Here is a 22,742-nt window from a genome sequence, read left to right on the forward strand (position 1 = left end):
GACGACCGTGCGCCGTCCGCGCGAACCGCTTCCGCCCTCAACCCTCCGCTCAGGCACGGGCGCTGTCGGCGGCCCGCTGCTTCGAGGCCGGCCGGGGCAGCGCGAGCTTGATCTCCTCCCGCAGATCGCTGATCTTCGGATAGCTGGAGTACTGGCCCGTGAGCCGGTACATCTCGCGCAACCGGTCCCAGGTGCGATGCGAGGAGTTGGCCCCCATCGACGTCAGGGCCAGCCGTGCGTAGCGGTCGGCCTGTTCGGGGTCGTCGGCGATGAAGCAGGCCGACGCCAGCGAGATGTGGTCGAAGATCTTCGACCGGTCCCGCCCCGACTCCCGGAGCTTGAGCGCCTCCTTCGCGTGCCGCTGCGCCGTGGCCGCCGCGGCCGGCTCGTGCTCGGCGAGCGTGCGGTACGCGAGCGCCTGCATGCCGTGCAGGTCGGCCTCGTCGAACATCTGCATCCAGCTGGGGGGCGGCACGTCGCCGCGGTCGGAGACGAACAGGTCCTCCGCCACGCCGAGCGTGCGCCGCATGGCCTGGCCCTTGCCCATCGACGCCTGCGCCCACGCCTCGATGGTGTGCAGCATGGCCCGGGTGCGCGGCAGCACCTCGCCGCCGGAGCCGGACTGGGCGAGGTTCATCAGATCGAGGGCGTCGTCCGGTCGGCCCAGGTGCACCATCTGGCGGGCCGCCCGGGAGAGCGCCTCTCCGGCACGGGGCCGGTCGCCGCCCTCCCGGGCCGCGTGCGCGGCGATGACGAAGTACTTCTGGGCGGTGGGTTCCAGGCCCACGTCGTGCGACATCCAGCCCGCCAGGACGGCGAGGTTGGCGGCGACGCCCCACAGCCGCCGCTGGAGATGGTCGGGGTGATGGTAGGAGAGCATGCCTCCCACCTCGTTGAGCTGGCCCACCACGGCCTTGCGTTGCAGCCCGCCGCCGCGGGACGCGTCCCAGGCCCGGAACACCTCGACGGAACGCTCCAGTTCCTCGATCTCCTGCGACCCGATGGGGGCGGCCTCGTAGCGGTCGAACCCGGCGGGGTCGGCGTGCAGGGGGTCGTCGAACTGCGGAGCGTCGGCCGTGAGGGCCGGATCGGTGCGGAGCCAGTCGTGCATGGCCGAGCTGAGTGCGGATCCCGCGGCGAGCGCGGCACCCGCGCCCACCAAGCCGCGTCGGTTGAGCATGAGGTCCATTCCCGTGAATTCGGTGAGGACCGCGGCGGTTCGCTCGGGCGCCCACGGCACTCCGTCGGGATGTTCCACACTCCCGCCGCCCTGCCGTTTCCCCGCGCGCCCGTGCCTGACCAGACCGAGGTCCTCGATGGTCACGACACGGCCGAGACGCTCGGTGAACAGGGCCGCCAGCACCCGCGGCACCGGATCGCGCGGGATCTCTCCCATGTCGATCCACCGCCGCACCCGCGAGGTGTCGGTCGCCAGCTGGGGGTGGCCCATGGCCGCCGCCTGCCGGTTGACCATCCTCGCGAGTTCGCCCTTCGACCAGCCGGCCAGGCCGAACAGGTCCGCCAGGCGGGTGTTGGGTTGTCCGTTCACGTCAAGCCCCCAGGTTCTCGGCTGATTTCGACAGTAACCGCCTGTCAGTTGCTGAGCGACTATTCGCCAGGGTTCGCCAGGGTGCGCCAGATGGTGTGCCAGTGGAGGTCGGGTGTCAGGTAGGAATGCGCCACCCCGATCCGGTCTCCCGGGGACATTCCCCAGGATGGACCGAGCGGGCGACCGGTCGGGGCGCGCGGCAACTCGCAGGCACACGAAGGGATCTGTTTCGCCCATGTACACAGCATCGTCCTCCGTGTCCGCTCCGCCCCGGTCGTTGCACCCCCGCCCGGTGGGCAGCGGCCCCTACCTCGACCCCGCGCGCCAGGCGGCTCCCGTCCTCGGGGCCGGCCGGGCGCGGCGCGTGCCGGGGATCGGCACCCAACCGCTCAGCGGGAGACTCGACTTGTCCGGCCCACAGGGCGCCCAGCTGCGCACGGCGATCGCGTCGGTGCACCGGATCTGCCCGGAGTTCGCTCCGGTCCAGGTGCTCAGGCGCAGCGGACGCTCCGTGCTCCTCGTCGGAACGACGGGACGCAGCACGGCCGTCGCCAAGTGTTTACTGGACCCCTCCCCCGTCTGGGCCGAGCGGATCCGGCATGAAATAGCGGCATACCGCTCGTTCGTCCGGCACCGCCCGCCCGTGCGGGTGCCCCGGCTGATCGCGGCGGACCCGGACAACTGCACCCTCGTGATCGAGCGGATGCCCGGCCGGGTGGCGGCCCTCCAGCGGCACCCGGTCGAGGCCCCGCCCCGCGCGGACATCAGGGCCGCGCTGGGCGCCGTCTGCCGGCTGAACACCTGGCGGCCGCCCGCCGGCACGTTCAACGCCCCGCTGGACTACGCGCAGCGGATCTCCCGGTTCCACGAGCAGGGCCTGCTCACGGACCGGGACATGGGCGACCTCCAGAAACTCGTGCACGGCATCGCCGCATCGTCGGGACGCCAGGGCATGGGCCAGTTCTGCCACGGCGACGCCCTCCTGTCGAACATGCTGCTCTCGCCGGCCGGCCCCGTGCTGGTGGACTGGGAGCACGCCGGCTGGTACCTCCCGGGCTACGACCTGGCGACCCTGTGGGCCGTCCTCGGTGCCGCTCCCGTGGCGCGCCGTCAGATCAGCCAGCTCGCCCAGGCGGCCGGCCCGGCCTCCCGTGACGCCTTCCTGGTGAACCTGATGCTCGTGCTGACCCGGGAGATCCGCACCTACGAGACGGCCGTGCAGCGTTCCCTGCAGGACCCGGCGCCGAGCGCACCGGGGCAGGCGCCGCCGGCCGGCGAGGAGCAGCGGCTGCTGCTGCGACGGCTGCACGACGACTGCCAGATGGCCCGGCGGGCCGTTCGCGCGGCGGTCGGCACCCGCTGACCGGACCGGAGGCCCGCGGACCGCACCCACACGTGGTGTCCCGCGGGCCTCCGGCATGTCCGGGCCGCCTCCGACCGGGTCATTGGTCCAGGCCACTGATGCCGCGCAGGCGGGAGGACCGCCCCCGAGGAAAGCTCTCCGCCCCGCGCTGACATGGGAAATCGCCTCGCCCTGCGCATGATTGACGGATCGTCCGGGAGCCGGTAGCACTGACGCGTTCGGCCCGCACGCCCCACCGCGCTCGACCGTCCCAGGAGGCTGCATTGCACCGCTCCGCCATCGACCCCCACGGCACCACCGGACACAGACGCGTCCGCCGGGCGGGGGTGACCGTCGCCTCGGCGGCAATGCTGCTGCCGCTGCTCGGCGCGGCGCCCGCGCCCTCCGCGGCCGAGAAGCCCGCGGCCGGCGGCCTCCAGCAGGCCTTCGGCGCCGCGGCGAGCGCCCACCACGTGCCGCAGAGCGTGCTGCTCGCCGTGTCCTACCTGCAGTCCCGCTGGGACACCCACGCCGGGGCGCCGAGCGTCAGCGGCGGCTACGGCCCCATGCACCTGACCGACGCCCGGACGGCGATCGCCGGGACACCGCACCACGGCGACGGCACGGAGGACGCCCGCGGCGACGGCTCCCGGCCGCTGCCCGCGCCGGACGCGAAGCCGCCCACCGCGGCCGAACTCCCGGCGCGCCTGACGACGCTGACGAAGGCGGCCGGCCTGTCCGGACTGTCCGCAGAGCGGCTGCGCACGGACGCCGCGGCGAACGTCGAGGGGGGCGCCGCACTGCTGGCCGCCGCGCAGAAGGACCTGGGCCGGCCGCTCAGCGCCGACCCGGCGGACTGGTACGGGGCGGTGGCGCGCTTCTCGGGCGCGGACGACAGCGCGACCGCGGCGACGTATGCCGACGACGTGTTCGCGGTGCTGCGGACCGGCGAGTCGCGCACCACGGACACCGGCCAGCGGCTGACGCTCGCCGCGCAGCCGGACCTGCGCCCCGAACCGGCGCAGTTGCGCGGGGCCGGGCTGCGGACGGCGTCGGCGGACGGCACCGAGTGCCCGCGGACGGTGTCCTGCGAGTGGATCCCCGCCCCCTACGAGGAGTTCGGCGACGGCGACTACGGCAACCACGACCTGGGCGACCGTCCGGCGGCCCAGAGCATCAAGTACATCGTCATCCACGACACGGAGGGCACCTGGGACGGTGTCCTGAACCTCGTGCAGGACCCGACCTACGTGTCCTGGAACTACACGCTGCGCTCCACCGACGGTCACATCGCCCAGCACGTGAAGGCCAAGGACGTGGCCTGGCACGCCGGCAACTGGTACGTCAACGCGAAGTCGATCGGCCTGGAGCACGAGGGCTTCCTGACCTCGCCGGACGCCTGGTACACGGAGGAGATGTACCGGGCCTCGGCGCGCCTGGTGCGCTACCTCTCGGCGAAGTACTCGATCCCCCTGGACCGGCAGCACATCCTCGGCCACGACAACGTGCCGGGTCCGACCACGTCCACCGTCCCGGGCATGCACACGGACCCGGGCCCGTACTGGGACTGGCGGCACTACTTCACCCTGCTGGGCCGCCCCTTCCACCGCACGCCCGCACGGCACGGCGCACTGGTCACGGTGCTGCCGGACTTCGCGGAGAACCAGCCGGTGTACACCGGCTGCACGACCAAGGACGTGCCGTGCCCCGCGCACGGCTCCAGCGAGGTGCGGCTCTACTCGCAGCCGGACGAGAGTGCGCCGCTCGTCCGGGACATCGGCCTGTACCCGAGCGGTGCCGCCTCGACGACGGGCGTCAACGACGTGGGGTCGCGCGTGTCCACCGGGCAGCGCTACGCGGTGGCCGACCGTGCCGGGGACTGGACGGCGATCTGGTACCTGGGGCAGAAGGCGTGGTTCCGCAACCCGCGCAGGCAGCCGACGGCGGTCGGCGCGTCCGGCCCGGTCGTGACGCCCAAGGCGGGGCTCCAGGAGGTTCCGGTGTACGGCAGGGCCTACCCGGAGGCGGCGGCGTATCCGGCGGGCGTGCCGGTGCAGGCGGTCGCCCCGCTGCCCTACAAGATCCTCGCGGGGCAGCGGTACGCGGTCGGTGACAAGGTGCCGGGCGAGTACTTCTTCTCCCCGACCTTCGACACGACGGGCCACACGGTGGTGGTCGGGCAGGACATGTACTACGAGATCCAGTACGGGCACCGGGTGGAGTTCGTCCGCGCGGCGGACGTCGACCTCGTCCGGTAGCCGCCCGCTCCTCCTCCGGGGCCGGGACGGCGACAGCGCCTCCCGGCCCCGGAGCCGTTCCCGCCGAGGGCCCGCAGGCGGTGACCGGGGCATTCGACCAGGGAATGTGCCGCCGAGATCAGCTTCGGCCGGGCTGCGGCCAGAAAACGACATGTCACCGCAGCCGCGGCCGGTGTGCGCTGAGATGGGCCGAATCACATCAAGCGGCATATCTGGGGCGGGCATGGGCTACTTCGTCAACGAGACTTCCACACGACTCATGGTCACGGTGGATGATCCGGGGCGCTGTCCGTGCGGTGGCGACGCGACCGGTGGTGCCGTGCCGACGGGGGCGGAGGAAAGGTTTCGGGGGCTGCTGGAGGCGGCGCCCGACGCCATGGTCATCGTGGACGACACCGGAACCATCCGCCTCGTCAACGCCCAGACCGAGGCACTCTTCGGCTACCGGCGCGAGGAACTCCTCGGCCGCCCCGTCGAACTCCTCGTCCCCGGCCGCTTCCGCGCCCACCACACCGCACACCGCAACGGCTACGCCGCCAACCGGCAGGTCCGGCCCATGGGCGCCGAACTCGAACTCCACGGCCTGCGCAAGGACGGCACCGAATTCCCCGTCGAGATCAGCCTCAGCCCCATGGAGACCACCGACGGCCTCCTCGTCTCCGCCGCCGTCCGCGACGTCAGCGACCGCAAGGCCGCGGAGGAGCGGTTCCGGGGGCTGCTGGAGGCGGCGCCCGACGCCATGGTCATCGTGGACGACACCGGAACCATCCGCCTCGTCAACGCCCAGACCGAGGCACTCTTCGGCTACCGGCGCGAGGAACTCCTCGGCCGCCCCGTCGAACTCCTCGTCCCCGGCCGCTTCCGCGCCCACCACACCGCACACCGCAACGGCTACGCCGCCAACCGGCAGGTCCGGCCCATGGGCGCCGAACTCGAACTCCACGGCCTGCGCAAGGACGGCACCGAATTCCCCGTCGAGATCAGCCTCAGCCCCATGGAGACCACCGACGGCCTCCTCGTCTCCGCCGCCGTCCGCGACGTCAGCGACCGCAAGCACGCCGAGGCCCGGATCAACGAACTGGCCGGCCTGGTCGAGTCGTCCCAGGACGCGATCCTCGCCAAGACCCTCGACGGCGAGATCACCTACTGGAACGCCGCCGCGCAACGGCTGTACGGCTACACGCGCGCCGAGGTGATGGGCCGGCACGTCTCCCTCCTGGCCACCACGGAGCGGCACGACGAGATCGACGCGCTGCTCGACCGGTTGCGCCGCGGCGAGAAGGTCGAGCACTTCGAGACGCTGCGGCTCACCCGCTCGGGCGACCTGCTCGACGTGGACATCACGCTGTGGCCCACGCGCTCCCCCGAGGGCGCGGTCGTCGGGGCGTGCGCCATCGTGCGGGACATCAGCGACCGCAAGAAGGCGGAGGAGGAGCTGACGTTCCTCTACGAGCAGCAGCGGCACATCGCGCTGACGCTCCAGCGCAGTCTGATGGGGACCCCGCCGGCGATCCCGGGCCTGACCACCGCCAGCCGGTACCGCCCCGCGACCCAGGGCGCCGGGGTCGGCGGCGACTGGTTCGACCTGATCCCGCTCGGGGCGGGCCGGGTCGGCGTCCTGATCGGCGACGTGATGGGACGCGGTCTGGAGGCCGCGGCGGTGATGGGCCAGCTGCGTTCGGCGGCGCACGCCCTCGCCACGACGGGGATGCAGCCGCGGCAGCTGATGCAGGCGCTGGAGACGGTCGTGGGTGATCTGGACGTCCCCGACCAGCTGGTGACCTGCTGCTACCTCGTCGTCTCCGCCGACGCGGGCGCGGTGACCGTCTGTTCGGCGGGTCACCTCCCGACGCTGGTGGCGACCCCGGGCGCCGGAGCCCGGCCGCTGCCCGCCCCCGTGAACGCGCCGCTGGGCGTCGGCGGCGTCCTCTACCAGCAGGCGACGGCGGTGATCCCGCCGGGGGCGACCCTCGTCCTCTACACGGACGGCCTGATCGAGACGCCCGGCAGCGACATCGAGGACCAGCTCGGTGCACTCGTCGACACCCTCGGCGACCTCTTCAGGACCGCGCCCGATCTGGAGCAGGCCGCCGACCACGTGCTGGCCACCCTTGTGCCCGACGCGGACGGGCACAACGACGACGTGACGCTGCTGCTCACGCGGCTGCCCGACACACCACTGGGCTCGGTCCACACCGATCTGCCCGCCGTGCGCGAGTCGGTTCCGCGGGGCCGGGCCTTCCTCGGCGAGACGCTGCTCTCGTGGGACTGCGCACGAAGCGTCGACGACGCCGAACTGCTGCTCTCGGAGATCCTCACCAACGCCGTCCTGCACGCGCAGGGCCCGATCGGCCTGCATCTGTGCCGCACGACGACCGATCTGACCGTGGAGGTCAGCGACCGCAGCCCCCGCCTGCCGCAGCCCCGGATGGCCGCCGAGGACGAGGAGTCGGGACGGGGCCTGATCCTGGTGCGCGCGCTCGCCGACGACTGGGGCGTGCGGCCGACCGACACGGGCAAGACGACCTGGTTCACCCTCAGGCTGTGAGGCCGGGGGCCGTCCGCGGTCAGCCCTGCTGGAAGAGTTCCGCGGGCAGCGGCTTCAGCAGGGCGTACAGGTCGTCGGTGATCGGCCGGTCCCAGGCGGCGATGGTCACCAGGACGTTGTCGCTGCGGTCGAACTGGACGCAGGAGATGCGCGTCTCGGAGAGCTTCAGCCGACGGACGATCATGAGGTTGTCGCCGTGCATGACCGGCATGTCCTCGGAGCCGGTGACCGTGACCTCCTCGTCGTTCTCCAGCGCGATCAGCAGCTGGGCCACCTCGAAGGGGACCTCCCCCTCGGCGACGTCACGGGCCGGGGAGCCCTCCGGCAGATTGCCGATGATCATCGCGGGGCCACGGCCGCCGAACAGGTCGTAGCGCAGGAAGACGCCCTGGCAGCTGCCGTCGGGCGCGGGCAGCAGGCCCGCGCCGAGGTTGCCGGGCCAGTCGCCCGGGTCCATGGCCAGGACGTCGAAGTCGGGCCCGGCGGGCGTGGCGCTGCGGCGGCGGAGGAAGGACATGCCGCAATGGTACGTGCACGGGGGCGCACCGGGTCCCGCGGGCGCCGCCCGCCGCGGCCCCGGGAACGCGTCGGCCGGGCGGCCCGTCCGGGGCCGCGGCGCACGCTCCGGACGGGGCTTCGCGGCCGGGTCCGGCGGCGGGGCGGCACCGCGGCGAGCGAGGCCCTCCGGCTCAGGACAGGGCCTGCGCCCGGAGGGCGGCGGCGAGCCCGGTGCGGTCGGTGCCGACCTTGCGGTAGACCGCCGACAGCAGCCGGACGACGGCCTGCTCGTCGATGCGCAGCTCCTCGGCGACCTCGGCGGGGGTCCGGTCGCGGGCGGTCAGCGCGGCGGCGGCCCGCTCGCGGGCGGTCAGGGTGTCGGTCTCGGCGCTGTGCAGCCGGCGGGGGCGCAGCCCCGCCAGCGCCAGCTCCTCGCGGGCGGCGCCGGCGAGTCCGTCGGCGCCGCACCGGACGGCCGCGTCGAGACCCCGGTACAGGTGCTCGGCGGCTTCCCCGGGGCGCCCCGCGCGGTGCGTCTGTGCTCCGAGGGCGACGAGGGCGCAGGCCAGTTCGTAGCCGGCCGGTGAGCGTTCGAGGTGAGCGACGGACTCGGCGAGGAGGCGCGCCCGGTCCGGGGCCGGGGCGACGTCGGCGGCGGCGCGCAGGGCTTGCCCGACGGCGGACGGGGCGCCGTACCTGCGGGCCCGGTGCACCGCTTCGCGGGCGGTGGCGCGGGCACGGCCCGGGTCGTGGGGGTGCTGGGCGCGGGCGAGGTGGAGCTGCCAGGGGCACCAGGAGGGGTTGCGCATGCCGCGTTCGTCGAACCGGCGTCCCACCGCGGCGAGTTCGGCGGCGGCCTCCCGGTGCAGGCCGCGGGCGAGCAGCAGTTCGCCGTGCACGGTGCGGGCGTCGGGGAAGGTGACGGCGGCGGGGAAGGGCGCGCGCAGCGCGTAGTCCTCGCCCGCGCGGACGGCCTCCTCGACCCGGCCGCGGGCGAGCAGCACCTGCACCAGGGTGCCGACCGCGTACCAGTGGACGGGGGTGCCGGGTCCGACGCGTTCGGCGAGCCGGAGGCCGGTGCGGACGAAGTCCTCCGCCTCGGCGAGCCGGCCGCGGCGGAAGCGGACGTATCCGAGGATCGTGTAGCCGAAGGAGAGGTGGGCGCCGTGCCAGCCCTGGGACTCGAAGGCGGTGATGCCGGCGGCGAAGAGTTCCTCGGTGCGTCCCGGCCGGTCGGCGTACATGAAGGTCATCGCGACCAGTACCGGGACCTCGAACCCGCGGTCGGCCTCGGCCCAGGCGAGTCCGCCGGCGAGCGCGCGCTCGGCGTGCCGCAGGGCGACGGAGGCGGGTTCGCCGCGCAGGGTGGCGTCCCAGGCGCGCAGTCCGATGACGTAGCGCTCGGTGAGTTCGCGGCCGGTGAGGCGGTCGGCGAGCCGGGCCAGCCGCCGGGAGCGGCCCGGGGAGTCGGGTTCGTCGGCGCGGAAGGCGTCCCACATGAACTGCTCGGACTGCATGCGCAGGCGGACCCCCGGGTCCCCCGTCACGGGGATCTCGCGGGCGAGGGTCTCGGACGCCTCGGCGAGCCGGTCGCTGTGCGCGAGGACCTGCGAGAGGCGGTAGACGATGTTGTGGCGCAGTGCGGGGTCGGCGATGGGTTCGTCGAGGGCGGCGCGCAGGTGGTTGACGGTGGTCGCGGGCTCGGTGAGCAGGGAGGCGCAGCCGAGTTCGTACAGGACGGCGGCGCGCTCCTCGGGGAGCGGGGGTTCGCGCAGGGCGCGGGCGAGGTGGCGGCGGGCCGCTTCGGGGGCCCCGGCGCGCTGGTTCTCGCGGGCGGCGGCCCGCAGTTGCCGCACGATCCAGGTGTCGCCGTCGGGGTGGGTCTCCATGAGGTGGCGGGCGGCGGCGGCCGGCCCGAGCCCCTCGTCGATCACGCACCAGGCGGCCTGGCCGTGCAGGGCGACGCGGACGGCGCCGGGGATGTCGCGGTAGACGGCCGTCGCGATGAGCGGGTGGACGAATTCGAGGGGGTCGGCGCCGGAGAGGATGCGGGCGGCGCGGAGGGCGTCGGCCGCGTCGGCCGCCTCCTCCCTGCCGAGTCCGGCGACGGCGGCGGCGAGCGCGGGACGGATCTCCGTGCCGAGCACGGCGCAGGCCCAGGCGAACCGGACGGTTGCGGTGCCGAGGCGTTCGAGGCGGGTGACGATGCCGCTGCCCTTGACGGCGGCGGCGAGGTCCCGCAGGAGGTGCGCACCGTCCTCGGTCGGGCTCAGGCCGCGGTCGCGGATCTTCTCGGTCAGCTCGACGGTCTCGAAGGGGTTGCCCGCGGTGACCGCCCAGCACTCGCGGCAGAACGCGTCGTCGGCCCGGGTGCCGAGGTCCTCGCGGACGAGGCGGGCGACGGCCGCCGCGCTGAGCGGTTCGAGGCCGAGGGGACGGCCGCCGGCGCGGCCGGGCAGGCTCCTGAACGCCGCCGCGTGCTCGGGGAGTTCGTCCGGACGGTAGGCGACGACGAGCAGCAGCGGGAGCTGCTCGGCGCGGGGCGCGAAGGCGGCCAGCCAGCTGAGGGACTCGGCGTCGGCCCAGTGCGCGTCGTCCAGGACGAGCACCATCGGGGCGCGCCGCACGGCGAGGTGGGTGAGCACCCAGTCGAGTCCGGCGCGCAGGCCCTGCTGGTCGGGCGGGGCTCCCTCGGAGGGGGCGCGGAGGCCGAGCGCGGGGCCGACGATCTCGTACCAGCTGCCGAGCGTCGCGCGGAGTTCGGCCTCCGGGAGGGTGGCGAACTCCGGCTGGAGGAGCTGGCGCGCCACGTGGAAGGCGACCCGCTGCTCCTGCTCGCCGCCCCGCGCGCTGAGGACCGTGCACTGCTTGGCGGCGGCGCGCCGGCGCACCTCGGCGAGCAGGGTCGTCTTGCCGATGCCCGCACGGCCGGCGAAGGCGAGCAGGGCGCCGCGAGGCCGGCCGGGCGGTTCGCCGGTGTCCCGGCCCGACCCGGCGAGCTCGCTCAACGCCTCGTCGACCGAGGACAGTTCACTCTCGCGCTCGAACAGCGTGCGACGGCCCCGCGGACTGCGCTGCCCCATGTCCACCCCCCGCCACGGCCGTGTCCGCGCGGCGATGCGCACACGTACCGTGACCTCCAGGCAGCTCAGAGTACGCCGGGATCACCCGGCGGGCAGCCCGTTCGAGCACTCCCGCTCGGGACCTCCAGCGCCCCGTGGCGGGCGGCCGGACCGAGCCGGACGCGGATGTGAGGGGGACGCGGCGCGGACCTCCGGTCCGGGACCCGGCCCGGGACCGGGAGGGCGGAGCGCCGCGGGGATCTCAGGTGAGGTCGAACTCGCCCTCACGGGCCTCCGAGACGAACGCCCCCCACTCCGCCGGGGTGAAGATCAGCGAAGCGCTCTGCGGACGGCCGCTGTTACGCATCGCGATGAAGCCCTCGACGAAGGCGATCTCCACGTCCCCGCGCCCACGGCTGCTGGATCGCCACTCGGCGTTGCTGAGGTCCAGCTCCGGCTTGTCCCAGCCCGCGAGCGGGTGTTGCTCGATGGTGCTCTCGGCCACGTCCGTGCTCCTCCCGGTTCGTCGTCCGCGGCCAGCCTAGCGATCGGTCCGGTCGGCCGACAGGCCACGTGAGGGGGACACTGCCGGGCGACGGGCCGGGACGGGGTGGCCGGACCTCCGCGCGGACGGTGTCCGGCACGATCGCCGCGGAAAGGCCACGCCCGACAGCCGTGTGCGGTGGGCGCCTCCGGCGGCCCGAGGTGGTGCCGCTCGACGACGCGGGCTCCCCGGCGCCGGGCTTCGACGGCGGCGCGGCCCGTGCTGCGGGAGGGGCGCGCGGCTTGCGGGCGCGCGTCGACGCGCGCCCGCGGGTGGCCGATCCGGCCGCTCACGGGCCGGTGGGCGCGTTCGGTCGCCGCGGACGCCGGTCGGTGCCGCGCCGCCGCCCGTCGGGACCTGGTCGATTCTTTGCCCGACGCTGACGGGGACGGCTGAACGACAGGTGAAGATCGGCCGTACGCATGGTGGCACCCCTGCCCTGCCCCGGGGGCGCGGCTGGTCGTGCCGTCACGGGGCCCGTACGGAAGGACCATCGGCGTGTCGCACACCCCGCGCTCCAGTCGGCTCACGGAGCGGCCCCGGCCGGACGAGGAACCGGTCCCGGGGACCGGCGTGGCGGGCGGCACCCCCGCGGCCACGGCCGCCGGGGCGGACGCACCGCAGAGCGGCGAGGGCGCCGCGGACACCGCTGCGCCCGGCCAGGCGGCCGGCCGAGCGGCGGGCGGGGGCGGTCCGGACGCGGGCTCCGGGAATCCGGCCGAGCCGCCGGCCACCGGCCCGGCACGGGCATCGGCACCGGACACGGACGACGCCCCCGACGGCTTCGGCGGCGACGCGCAGGCTCCGGTCGACGGCACGGAGCGGACCGCCGGTGACGAGGAGGCGGCGCCCTCCGAGGAGCCCGCTCGCCCGGAGACCGCCACCCTCAAGCAGTCCGCCGCCGGGACACGGGCAGCCGCGGAGACCCCGGCGGCGGCCCCCTCGTCGGCCGGCGCCGGGGAGGCCGCCCCGGCGGTCGGTCCGACGGCCGCCCTGGAGGAGTCCGCCCGGGAAGAGACGGACACCGCCGATCCTCCGGCCGTCGACCGGGCTGCCGATCCGGAGCCGCCCGAAGGCTCGCCCGAGCGGCCGGGGCGAGGGCGCCTGCGCGGCTGGCGGACCCGGTACCCGCGCGCCGCACGGGGCGTGACCGTGGGGACGTCCGTCCTGGCCGGCGTCCTCGTGCTCTTCGCCCTCGTCGTTCCGAACCGCCTGGAGCGCCTCGACGTCGCCGCCTTCCTGCGCATCCCCGCGGAGGGGGTGCTCCTGGCGGCCCTGCTGCTGGCGCTGCCGGCGCGGGCGCGGCGCATCACCTCGTACGCCGCCGGCGCCCTGCTCGGACTGCTGACCGTGCTCAAGTTCGTGGACATGGGCTTCTACTCCGTGCTGGTCCGGCCGTTCGACCTCGTCCTGGACTGGAGCCTGTTCGGGAACGCCGCCGACTGGGTGCGGGAGTCGTTCGGCCGGACCGGCGAGGTGGTGGCCGTGATCACCGCCGTGGTGCTGGTCGTCGCCCTGCTCGCTCTCATGACGCTCGCCGTCGCGCGGCTGACCGACGTCATGGTCCGGCACCGCCCTGCCGCGAGCCGCACCGTCCTGGTCCTCGGCACGGCCTGGATCACCTGTGTGATGCTCGGGGTGCAGGTCACCGGCGTTCCCGTGGCCGCGCAACTCGACGCGAGGATCGTCCAGAACCGGGTGCGCCAGGTCCAGGCGGGTCTGCACGACGGGCAGGTCTTCGACCGGCAGGCATCGGTGGACGCGTTCGCCGACACCCCGCCCGACCAGTTGCTCACCGGACTCCGCGGCAAGGACGTGCTGTTCACCTTCATCGAGAGCTACGGCCGCACGGCCATCGACGACCCGGCGATGGCCCGTCGGATCGACTCCACCCTCACGGAGGGGAACAGCCGGCTGAAGGCGGCCGGCTTCTCCTCCCGCAGCGGCTGGCTGCGCTCGCCCGTCACCGGCGCCGGAAGCTGGCTGGCGCACTCCACCTTCCTCTCCGGCCTGTGGATCAAGAACCAGCAGCGCTACCGGAGTCTGACCACCAGCGACCGGAACACGCTCACCGGCTACTTCCGCAAGACCGGCGCCTGGCGCACCGTGGGCATCGTGCCGGGAGTCCGGCGCGCCTGGCCCGAGGGCTCGTTCTTCGGCCTCGACCACATCTACGACTCCGAGCACCTCGGCTACCACGGCCCCTACTTCAGCTGGACGCCGGTGCCCGACCAGTTCAGCCTCGGGGCCTTCGAGCGGCTGGAGCACGGGAAGAAGGACCGCGGGCCGATGATGGCGGAGATCATCCTGGCCTCCAGCCACAACCCGTGGGCACCGATCGCCCACATGATCGACTGGGACGACCTCGGGGACGGCTCGGTGTACGACCGGATCAAGGAGGAGGGCAAGGACCCCAAGGAGGTCTGGAAGAACCCGGAGAGCGTGCGCACGGAGTACCGGCGCGCCATCCAGTACTCGCTGCGGAGTCTCACCGAGTACGTCGAGAAGTACGGAGACGACAAGACGGTGCTGGTGTTCCTCGGCGACCACCAGCCCGTCCCGACCGTCACCGCCGGCAGCACGAGCCGGGACGTGCCGGTGACGATCGTCGCGCACGACCCCAAGGTCCTCGACCGGGTGTCCGACTGGGGCTGGACGGACGGTCTGAAGCCGGCCGCCGACGCTCCCGAGTGGCGCATGGACACCTTCCGCGACCGCTTCCTGACGGCCTTCGGCCCGCATCCGGCAGGCGCCTCGGCCACGGGGGCGAACCCCTGACCCGGTGCGGCCGGCGAGGCGGCGAGCCCCGTCCGGCCCGGGTCCGGCGCGCCCCGGCCCGGCGTTCCGCGCTGCGGTGACGACGGCCCGCGCCCTCCGCGCGGGGGTGACGGCGTCCGCCGCGCGGGCGGCGCGCGACAGCAGCACCGGCCCGAGCGGTCGCCGCGGGTGGGAGTGCGGGGCGCCCGTTCGCCATCGGGCCCCGGCGGTGTCGGGTGCCCGTCACACGGCGAGCCGGAACGCCCTCCACGGAGTCCGGAGAGCCGCGCAGGAGGGCCTGGAGCGGCTCGCGGTCGGCCCGCCCGCCATCGTCGACGGCGAGATCGCCGTTCCGGACGCGCCCGGACTGGGCATCCGGCTCGACCGGGACCGGCTGCCGGCGGTGCACGAGGTGTACCGGGCGAAGGCGCTCGGCGCGCGCGACGACGCCGCCGCGATGCGCCGGCTCGTCTCCGGCTGGGAGTTCGACCCCAAGCGCCCCAGCCTGGTGCGCTGACCACCCGCCTCCGGTGCCCGCCCCCACCGTCGCCGGCAAAAAGCCGCCCACGACCCCTTGCACGGACGCGGCACACCTGAATTACTGATCCGGAAGGGGACGACCGAATGATCGGTCGTCCGGAATGGCACGGTTGACGAGGGAGTAGTGGCGATGGCGCCTTCCACCGACCCGAAGGGCCCGCTCGACGCGGGCGAGCGGCTCGACGTGGAAGGACTGCGCGCGCTCCAGCTGGAGCGGCTGCGCGCGTCGCTGCGGCACGCCTACGACAACGTCCCCTTCTACCGGGAGTCCTTCGACAAGGCGGGCCTGACGCCGGAGGACTGCCGCACGACAGCCGACCTGGCGCGCTTTCCCTTCACGGTCAAGGCCGATCTGCGCGCGAACTACCCGTACGGGATGTTCGCCGTGCCTCAGGACCGGATCCGCCGGCTGCACGCGTCGAGCGGCACCACGGGCCGGCCCACCGTCGTCGGGTACACCGAGAACGACCTGTCCATGTGGGCCGACATGGTGGCCCGTTCGATCCGCGCGGCGGGCGGGCGCCCCGGCGACACGGTCCACATCGCCTACGGGTACGGCCTGTTCACCGGCGGTCTCGGCGCGCACTACGGAGCGGAGCGGCTCGGCTGCACGGTCATCCCCGCCTCGGGTGGCATGACGGCACGTCAGGTCCAGTTGATCCAGGACCTGCGCCCCAGGATCATCATGGTGACGCCGTCGTACATGCTGACCCTGCTCGACGAGTTCGAGCGGCAGGGCGTGGACCCGCGCGGCACCTCGCTGCGGGTCGGGATCTTCGGGGCCGAGCCGTGGACCGAGGAGATGCGGCGCGAGATCGAGGAGCGGTTCGCCATCGACGCCGTGGACATCTACGGCCTGTCCGAGGTGATCGGCCCCGGGGTGGCCCAGGAGTGCGTGGAGACCAAGGACGGCCTGCACATCTGGGAGGACCACTTCTACCCGGAGGTCGTCGACCCGATCACCGGCGAGGTGCTCCCCGACGGTGCCGAGGGCGAACTGGTCTTCACCTCGCTCACCAAGGAGGCCATGCCCGTGATCCGCTACCGGACACGGGATCTGACCCGGCTGCTGCCGGGCACGGCGCGGTCCTTCCGCCGGATGGAGAAGGTCACCGGCCGCAGCGACGACATGGTGATCCTGCGCGGGGTCAACCTGTTCCCGACGCAGGTCGAGGAGATCGTGCTGCGGACGCCGGGAGTCGCCCCGCACTTCCAGCTCCGGCTGACCCGCGAGGGCCGCATGGACGCGCTGACCGTGCGCGCGGAGGCCCGCTCCGGCGCGAGCCCGGAACAGCGGGAGGCCGCGGCCCTGGCGATCGGCCGGGGCATCAAGGACGGCATCGGCGTCTCGGCCGGTGTGGAGATCGTCGAACCGGAGACCCTGGAGAGGTCGCTGGGCAAGCTGAAGCGGATCGTGGACCTGCGCCCGCGCTCCTGAGGGCGCACCGGACGGCGAACGCGTGGCGCGAGCGTGTGACCGGACCTCGGTCCCGCGTTCGCCGCCCGGTGCGCCCTTCCGGGCCCTACACACCGCCCCCGAACCGGTCGCGCAGTTCCCGCTTCAGGATCTTGCCGCTGGCGTTGCGCGGCAGCGCGTCCACGAACAGGACCCGCTTGGGCGCCTTGAAGTGCGGCAGCTTCTCCCGCGCGTGGGCGATGAGTTCGGCTTCGGTGACCTCGCCGCGCGGGACGACGACCGCCGTGACGGCCTCGATCCAGCGGTCGTCGGGAAGCCCTACGACCGCCGCCTCGGCGACCCGCTCGTGGGTGTAGAGCGCGTCCTCGACCTGACGCGAGGCCACGAGCACGCCACCGGAGTTGATGACGTCCTTCACCCGGTCCACGACGGTGAAGTACCCGTCGGCGTCCCGCACCGCGAGGTCGCCCGAGTGGAACCAGCCGTCGCGGAACGCCTCGGCCGTCTCCTTTGGCCGGTCCCAGTAGCCGTCGCACAGCTGCGGCGACCGGTAGACGATTTCCCCCGCCGTCCCGTCGGGCACGTCCTTGCCGTGTTCGTCGACCACCCGGGCGTCCACGAACAGGACGGGACGTCCGCAGGAGTCCATCCGGCCGGTGTGCTCGTCCGGGCCGAGGACGGTGGCGAGGGGGCCGATCTCGCTCTGGCCGAAGCAGTTGTAGAAGGCCAGCCCCGGAAGCCGCCGGCGCAGCCGCTCCAGCACGGGCACCGGCATGACCGAGGCGCCGTAGTAGGCCTTGCGCAGGCCCCCGAGGTCCCGCTCGGCGAAGCCGGGATGGCCGGACAGGCCGATCCACACGGTGGGCGGGGCGAAAAGGCTGTCCGCGCGGCCCGCCTCGATCAGGTCCAGCAGCGTCGCGGGGTCGGGCGCGTCGAGGATGGTGTTCGACGCGCCGATCGCGAGGTAGGGCAGCAGGAAGACGTGCATCTGCGCCGAGTGGTAGAGCGGCAGCGCGTGCACCGGCAGGTCCCCGGCGCTCAGGTCGAGGGCGGTGATCGCGCTCAGGTACGCGTGGACGAGGGCACGGTGCGTCATCATCGCGCCCTTGGGCAGCGCGGTCGTCCCCGAGGTGTAGAGGAGTTGCACGAGTGTGTCGCCGCGCGGCTCGTCGCCGTCGTACGGCAGGACGGTGCCCAGCCGGGCCAGCAGCGAACGGTCGTCGTCGCGCAGCGGCAGCGCGCGGACCCCCTCGGGGAGCCGTGCGGCGAGGTCGGGGTCGGCCAGCACGAGGCCGCTGCCCGACTGGCCGAGGATGTAGGCGAGATCGCCGCCGGTGAGGTTCTGGTTGACGGGCACGTGCACGAGGCCGGCCCGGGCGCAGGCGAGGAAGCCGATCAGATAGGCGTCCGAGTTGTGGCCGTAGGCGGCGACCCGGTCGCCCGGTGACAGCCCTTCGCCGAGCAGGACGGCCGCCGCCCGGGACACGGCATCGTCGAGTTCGGCGTACGTCCAGGAGCGTTCGCGGTAGTCGACGGCGCGCCGCGCCGGGGTCCGCCGGGCACTGCGCCGCAGCACCCCGTCAACCGTACTGCCGTGTCCGGGCGTCATGGAACGTGATCCTCGGCCCGCGGGGTGGCGAGGTCAAGTACCGCGGCGCCGGCGCCGGGCGGCCGTGCGGCGGGCAGCACCAGCGATCCACGCCCTCGGCAGACGCGTTGACGACGCGGACGGAACAACGAACGACCGAGCTACCTACCCTGCCCGTCCGGCGTCCAGAACTGCCGTCTACCCGGGGGGCCGGATGTCGACCGGGGCGTCGAAGGCCGTGAACGACGTGGTGGTGACGTTCGGGCCATCCTGGTGCGCTCGCACGGGCCCCCTCACTCCGTCTCCCTGCGCCGAATGAGCATGCTCATGATCGACGCGTGGAGCCTACCAGCCTCGGCCAGGGCGGCAGGGAGTTCCGCGAACGCTGCTCGGACCATTGCCGAGGGCGTCCCGCGGACCGACGAGGCGACCCGGGCAGGCTCGTTCCGGAGAGGACCGGCAGCGCGGTCGGCCGGCGCAATCGTCGACGGTGCGGGCCGTCAGCCGCGTGGGCGGAGCCGGGCAGTCGGACCGTCCGGGCGGACCCGCGGCCGGCTACCGCTGCGGGGGCGCCTCCTCCAGCACCGCCTTCGCCGCGTTGTGGCCCGGGACACCGCTCACCCCGCCGCCCCGTACCGCGCCCGCCCCGCACAGCATCACGTTGGCGTGCCGGGTCTCCACGCCCCAACGGCCCGTCCCCTCCTGCGCGTAGGGGAAGGCGAGGTCGCGGTGGAAGATGTTCCCGCCCGGCAGCCGCAGGTCGCGCTCCAGGTCGAGCGGCGTCTTCGCCTCGATGCACGGCCTGCCGTCGGCGTCCGTGGCCAGGCAGTCGGCGAGCGGCTCCGCGAGGTGCTCGTCGAGCTGCGCGAGCGTCGACTTCAGCAGCTCCGCGCGGACACCGTCGTTGTCGTGCTCGAACAGCCGGGCGGGCGTGTGGAGTCCGAACAGGGTGAGCGTCTGGTATCCCCGGGCGGCCGGCTCGGGGCCGAGGATGCCGGGGTCGGTGAGCGAGTGGCAGTAGATCTCCGACGGCGGCGCGGTGGGCAGGTCCCCGGCCGCGGCTTGGGCGTGCGCGCGGGCGAGCTGCTCGTAGCCCTCGGAGATGTGGAAGGTCCCCGAGAACGCCTCGCGCGGGTCGACGGAGGTGTCGCGCAGCCGCGGCAGCCGCTTCAGCAGCATGTTCACCTTGAGCTGTGCGCCCTCGGCCGGGGCGGGCGGCGTGTCGCCGGTGAGCCGCGCGAGTTCCTGCGGAGAGGCGTTCACCAGTACGTGCCGTGCGGCGACGGTGCCCTCACCGTCGGCGGTGCGGTAGGCGACCTCCGCGGACGTGCCGTCGGTGTCGATGCGCAGCACCTCGTGCCCCGTCGCGATCACCGCGCTCGCCCGGCGCGCCGCGTCGGCGATCGCGTCCGTGAGCGCGCCCATGCCGCCGACGGGCACGTCCCAGGCGCCGGTGCCCCCTCCGATCACGTGGTAGAGGAAGCAGCGGTTCTGCCGCAGCGAGGGGTCGTGGGCGTCGGCGAAGGTGCCGATGAGGGCGTCGGTCAGGACGACTCCGCGCACGAGGTCGTCCGCGAAGTACTCCTCGACCGCGGCACCGACGGGTTCCTCGAACAGCATCCGCCAGGCTTCCGGGTCGTCGATGCGGGCCCGCAGCTCCTCACGGGTGGGCAGGGGTTCGGTGAGCGTGGGGAACACGCTCCGCGCGACCCGCCCGGTCAGCGCGTAGAAGCGCTGCCACGCCTCGTACTCGCGGTCCGAGCCGGTCAGCCGCGCGAACGCCTCACGGGTGCGGCGCTCGCCGCCGCCGACGAGCAGACCGGTGGCCCGCCCGTTCCGCTCGACGGGCGTGTACGAGGACACCGTGCGTCCGCGGACCCGGAAGGCGAGGCCCAGGTCCCGCACGATCTTGCGGGGCAGCAGGCTCACCAGGTACGAGTAGCGCGACAGGCGCGCGTCGACTCCGGCGAACGGGCGGGTGGAGACGGCGGCGCCTCCGGTGTTCGCCAGCCGCTCCAGCACCAGCACGGACCGGCCGGCGCGGGCCAGGTAGGCGGCGGCGACCAGGCCGTTGTGGCCGCCGCCGACGATCACGGCGTCGTATCCCTCGTGTGCAGGCATGGTTCTTGGTAGCACGGGATGATCTACGTCGGCCAGAGGTGCGCGCCAGGCGGCGGGTGGTGTGAGCGCCCGGGCCGCCGCGGCGCCGCGTCCGCGCGGGCGCGGGCGCTCACGGCCGCACCGCGACTCCGTCCCAGCGCTCTGTGGCCGCCGCCTGCTGCCGCAGCACAGCCACGCCCCGGTACAGTTCCGCGGCCTCCTCCCGCAGGCCCAGCTGTTCGAGGCAGTGCGCCTCGTCGTTGCGGCTGGCCAGCGTGTCGGGGTGGCCGGCGCCCAGGATCTGCTCGCGCGCCGCGGCGACGCTCCGGTACTCGGTCAGCGCCTCGTCCCAGCGGCCGAGCCAGCCGAGGCCGACGGCGACCTCGCGGCGGCTGACGAGGGTGTCGGGGTGGTCCGCGCCCAGGACGCGCTCGCGGAGGGCGCAGACGTCACGGGACTCCGCGAGCGCCTCGTCCCAGCGGGCCAGCCGGCCCAGGTTCACCCCGAGGCCGTGCCGGGCGCGCAGCGTCTCCGGATGCGCGGGGCCGTGGGCGCGGGTGCGGTCCTCGACGAGCGCCCGGTACAGCTCCAGTGCCTGCGCGCTGCGGCCGAGCCGGCCCAGGCTGATGCCGACCTCGTGGCGTGCGGCCAGGGTGTCGGGGTGGTCGGCGCCGAGCGCCCGCGCCCTGCTCTGCGCGACCTCCCGGTAGGTCTCCAGCGCCTCGGTCCAGCGCCCCAGCCGGCCCAGCGCGTAGCCGACCTCGAATCGGGTGACGAGGGTGTCGGGGTGGGCCGGGCCGAGGACCCGGGCCCGGCCGGCGGCGACCTCGTCCGCCATGCGGTACGCGTCCTCCAGGCGGCCGAGCCGGCTGAGGTTGAAGGCGAGGTTGTGGCGGCAGCGCAGCGTGTCGGGGTGGTCGGCGCCCAGGACACGCTCCCGGGTCGCGAGGACCGCCGTGTACACCTGGTGGGCCTCGAAGTGGCGCCCCAACTGCCCCAGGACGTAGGCGATCTCCTGGCGTGCCGCGAGGGTGTCCGGGTGGTCGGCGCCCAGGACGCGTTCGCGGGAGCCGGCGAGCCGGGTGTGCTCCCCGAGCGCCTCGGCGGGCTGTCCGGTGCGGCTGAGGGCGAAGCCCACCTCGTAGCGGCTCGCCAGCGTGTCGGGGTGGTCCGGTCCGAGAAGGCGCTCGCGCTCGGCGGCGACGGCGCGGTGCGTCTCGCCCGCCTCGGCCCAGCGGCCGAGTCTCCCCAGGCGCAGCCCCTCCTCGTGCCGGCCCGCGAGGACGGCGAGTGCCCGCGCGTGCGGTGCTGCGGGGTGGTCGGGCGGGGCCGGTGCCGTGGCGGTGGCGGGACGGGCGGTCCAGGCGCCGGTGAGCCCGGCCGAGGGGTCCGGCGGGATGCCGCGCGCGGCGGTTCCGGTCGCCTTGACGCCGGTCGTCATCCCCTCGGTCCAGGACGGCAGCCGGGAGGACGTCCCCGGGGCGGGTGACGGCAGGGGCGCGGGCCCGGCCGGTGCGGCGGGGCGCGGGGCGGCGGGGGCCACGGTCGGCGCGTAGCGGGGGGCGCCCCGCCCCGCGTCGAGGCGGTCGGCCAGTTCCCGGGCGTCCCGGGGTCTGCTCTCGGGTTCCTTGGCGAGCAGGTCGAGGATGATCCGGTCCAGGTAGGCGGGCAGTTCGGCACGGTGGCGCCGGGGCGGTTCCGGTTCGGTGTCGCGGTGCCCGACCAGGATGGACCAGGCGTCCTCCAGGTCGAACGGCGGTGCTCCGGTGGCTATTTCGTACAGGACGCAGCCGAACGAGTAGAGGTCGCTGCGCTGGTCGACCTCCGTACCGCCGATCTGTTCCGGGGACATGTAGTGCGGCGTGCCCATCGCGATGCCGGTGCCGGTGAGGCGTGAGGTGAACCCGATGTCGTGTCCGAGGCGGGCGATGCCGAAGTCGCAGATCTTCACGGTGCCTTCGGTGAGCCGCATGATGTTGGCGGGCTTGAGGTCGCGGTGCACGATGCCCTGGCGGTGGGTGTAGTCGAGCGCGGCGGTCACCTGTGCGGCGATGTCGACCACCTCGTCGACGGCGAGGGGGCGGCGGCCGTTGTCCTCCAGGGCCTGACCGAGGTCGCGTCCCTCCAGCAGCTCCATCACGAGGTAGAGCACGCCCTCGGACTCGCCGAAGTCGTGGACGACGGTCACCCCGCGGTGCTGGAGCGCCGCCGCCACGCGGGCCTCGCGGCGGAACCGCTCCCGCAGGACGCCGGCGAAGGACGGGTCGCGGTGCGGGCCGAGCGGTTTGAGGCACTTCACGGCCACGTTCCGCCCGAGGGACTCGTCGAGGGCCCGCCACACCTCGCCCATGCCGCCCCGCCCGATGCGGTCCAGCAGCCGGTACCGGCCCTGGATCAGTCTGCTCTGCGCCATCGCGTGCGTTCGCCCCCGTCACTGCTCGGCCACGGGGCTCCCCGGGCCCCGTCCCAGTATGGCGAGCGGTCGGCCGGCTGGGTACGGCGCCGGGCGGGAGCAGGGGCCGAGGCCGCCGGACGGGCG

12 protein-coding genes and 1 pseudogene are annotated in these 22,742 nt (G+C 74.2%); 6 read left to right on the forward strand and 7 right to left on the reverse strand.

Annotated features, from left to right (window positions below; genetic code table 11):
- Positions 1–49: 49 nt before the first annotated feature.
- Positions 50–1,549 (reverse strand): hypothetical protein, encoded by a 1,500-nt coding sequence (locus ACGFS9_RS03990; protein ID WP_393250608.1) that lies wholly within the window; start codon positions 1,547–1,549, stop codon positions 50–52.
- Between the two features lie 235 nt (positions 1,550–1,784).
- Between ACGFS9_RS03990 and ACGFS9_RS03995 the strand changes: the two genes are divergently transcribed.
- From ACGFS9_RS03995 to ACGFS9_RS04005, 3 genes are all read left to right on the forward strand, one after another.
- Positions 1,785–2,912, forward strand: a complete 1,128-nt coding sequence (locus ACGFS9_RS03995) for an aminoglycoside phosphotransferase family protein (protein WP_393250610.1) — start codon at positions 1,785–1,787, stop codon at positions 2,910–2,912.
- Positions 2,913–3,175: 263 nt separating this feature from the next.
- Positions 3,176–5,149, forward strand: coding sequence for an N-acetylmuramoyl-L-alanine amidase (locus tag ACGFS9_RS04000; RefSeq protein WP_393250612.1), 1,974 nt, complete (start codon positions 3,176–3,178; stop codon positions 5,147–5,149).
- Positions 5,150–5,372: 223 nt separating this feature from the next.
- Positions 5,373–7,697 carry a PAS domain S-box protein gene (locus ACGFS9_RS04005; RefSeq protein ID WP_393250614.1) on the forward strand — a complete coding sequence of 775 codons (2,325 nt, stop codon included), beginning with the start codon at positions 5,373–5,375 and terminating at the stop codon, positions 7,695–7,697.
- A gap of 19 nt (positions 7,698–7,716) precedes the next feature.
- Here the strand turns inward: ACGFS9_RS04005 and ACGFS9_RS04010 are convergent, their stop codons facing one another.
- The 3 genes from ACGFS9_RS04010 to ACGFS9_RS04020 all read right to left on the reverse strand — a co-directional run bounded on the left by ACGFS9_RS04010 (position 7,717) and on the right by ACGFS9_RS04020 (position 11,762).
- Positions 7,717–8,214, reverse strand: a complete 498-nt coding sequence (locus ACGFS9_RS04010; RefSeq protein WP_393250616.1) for a hypothetical protein — start codon at positions 8,212–8,214, stop codon at positions 7,717–7,719.
- 172 nt (positions 8,215–8,386) lie between these two features.
- The gene (locus tag ACGFS9_RS04015) at positions 8,387–11,278 is read right to left on the reverse strand and encodes an ATP-binding protein (protein ID WP_393250618.1); all 2,892 of its coding nucleotides are present in this window, start codon (positions 11,276–11,278) and stop codon (positions 8,387–8,389) included.
- A gap of 241 nt (positions 11,279–11,519) precedes the next feature.
- Entirely contained in the window at positions 11,520–11,762 is a 243-nt protein-coding gene (locus ACGFS9_RS04020; protein ID WP_393250619.1) for a DUF397 domain-containing protein, read from the reverse strand.
- A gap of 1,032 nt (positions 11,763–12,794) precedes the next feature.
- Between ACGFS9_RS04020 and ACGFS9_RS04025 the strand changes: the two genes are divergently transcribed.
- The 3 genes and pseudogenes from ACGFS9_RS04025 (at position 12,795) to paaK (ending at position 16,536) form a co-directional block, all read left to right on the forward strand.
- Complete coding sequence (locus ACGFS9_RS04025; RefSeq protein WP_393251252.1) at positions 12,795–14,579, forward strand: sulfatase; 1,785 nt, start codon at positions 12,795–12,797, stop codon at positions 14,577–14,579.
- Positions 14,580–14,847: 268 nt separating this feature from the next.
- A pseudogene (gene gudD / locus ACGFS9_RS04030) lies at positions 14,848–15,075 on the forward strand (glucarate dehydratase); the annotation flags it as partial.
- A 153-nt stretch (positions 15,076–15,228) separates the two neighbouring features.
- The gene (gene paaK / locus ACGFS9_RS04035) at positions 15,229–16,536 is read left to right on the forward strand and encodes a phenylacetate--CoA ligase PaaK (protein ID WP_393250621.1); all 1,308 of its coding nucleotides are present in this window, start codon (positions 15,229–15,231) and stop codon (positions 16,534–16,536) included.
- A gap of 85 nt (positions 16,537–16,621) precedes the next feature.
- Here the strand turns inward: paaK and ACGFS9_RS04040 are convergent, their stop codons facing one another.
- The 3 genes from ACGFS9_RS04040 to ACGFS9_RS04050 all read right to left on the reverse strand — a co-directional run bounded on the left by ACGFS9_RS04040 (position 16,622) and on the right by ACGFS9_RS04050 (position 22,616).
- On the reverse strand, positions 16,622–18,124 hold the full coding sequence (locus ACGFS9_RS04040) for an acyl-CoA synthetase (RefSeq protein WP_393250623.1): 1,503 nt from the start codon (positions 18,122–18,124) through the stop codon (positions 16,622–16,624).
- Positions 18,125–18,658: 534 nt separating this feature from the next.
- Positions 18,659–20,224, reverse strand: a complete 1,566-nt coding sequence (locus ACGFS9_RS04045; protein WP_393250625.1) for a phytoene desaturase family protein — start codon at positions 20,222–20,224, stop codon at positions 18,659–18,661.
- 109 nt (positions 20,225–20,333) lie between these two features.
- Positions 20,334–22,616 carry a tetratricopeptide repeat protein gene (locus tag ACGFS9_RS04050; RefSeq protein WP_393250627.1) on the reverse strand — a complete coding sequence of 761 codons (2,283 nt, stop codon included), beginning with the start codon at positions 22,614–22,616 and terminating at the stop codon, positions 20,334–20,336.
- Positions 22,617–22,742 lie beyond the last annotated feature (126 nt).

Source organism: Streptomyces sp. NPDC048566 (assembly GCF_043199735.1).
Taxonomy (GTDB): Bacteria; Actinomycetota; Actinomycetes; order Streptomycetales; family Streptomycetaceae; genus Streptomyces.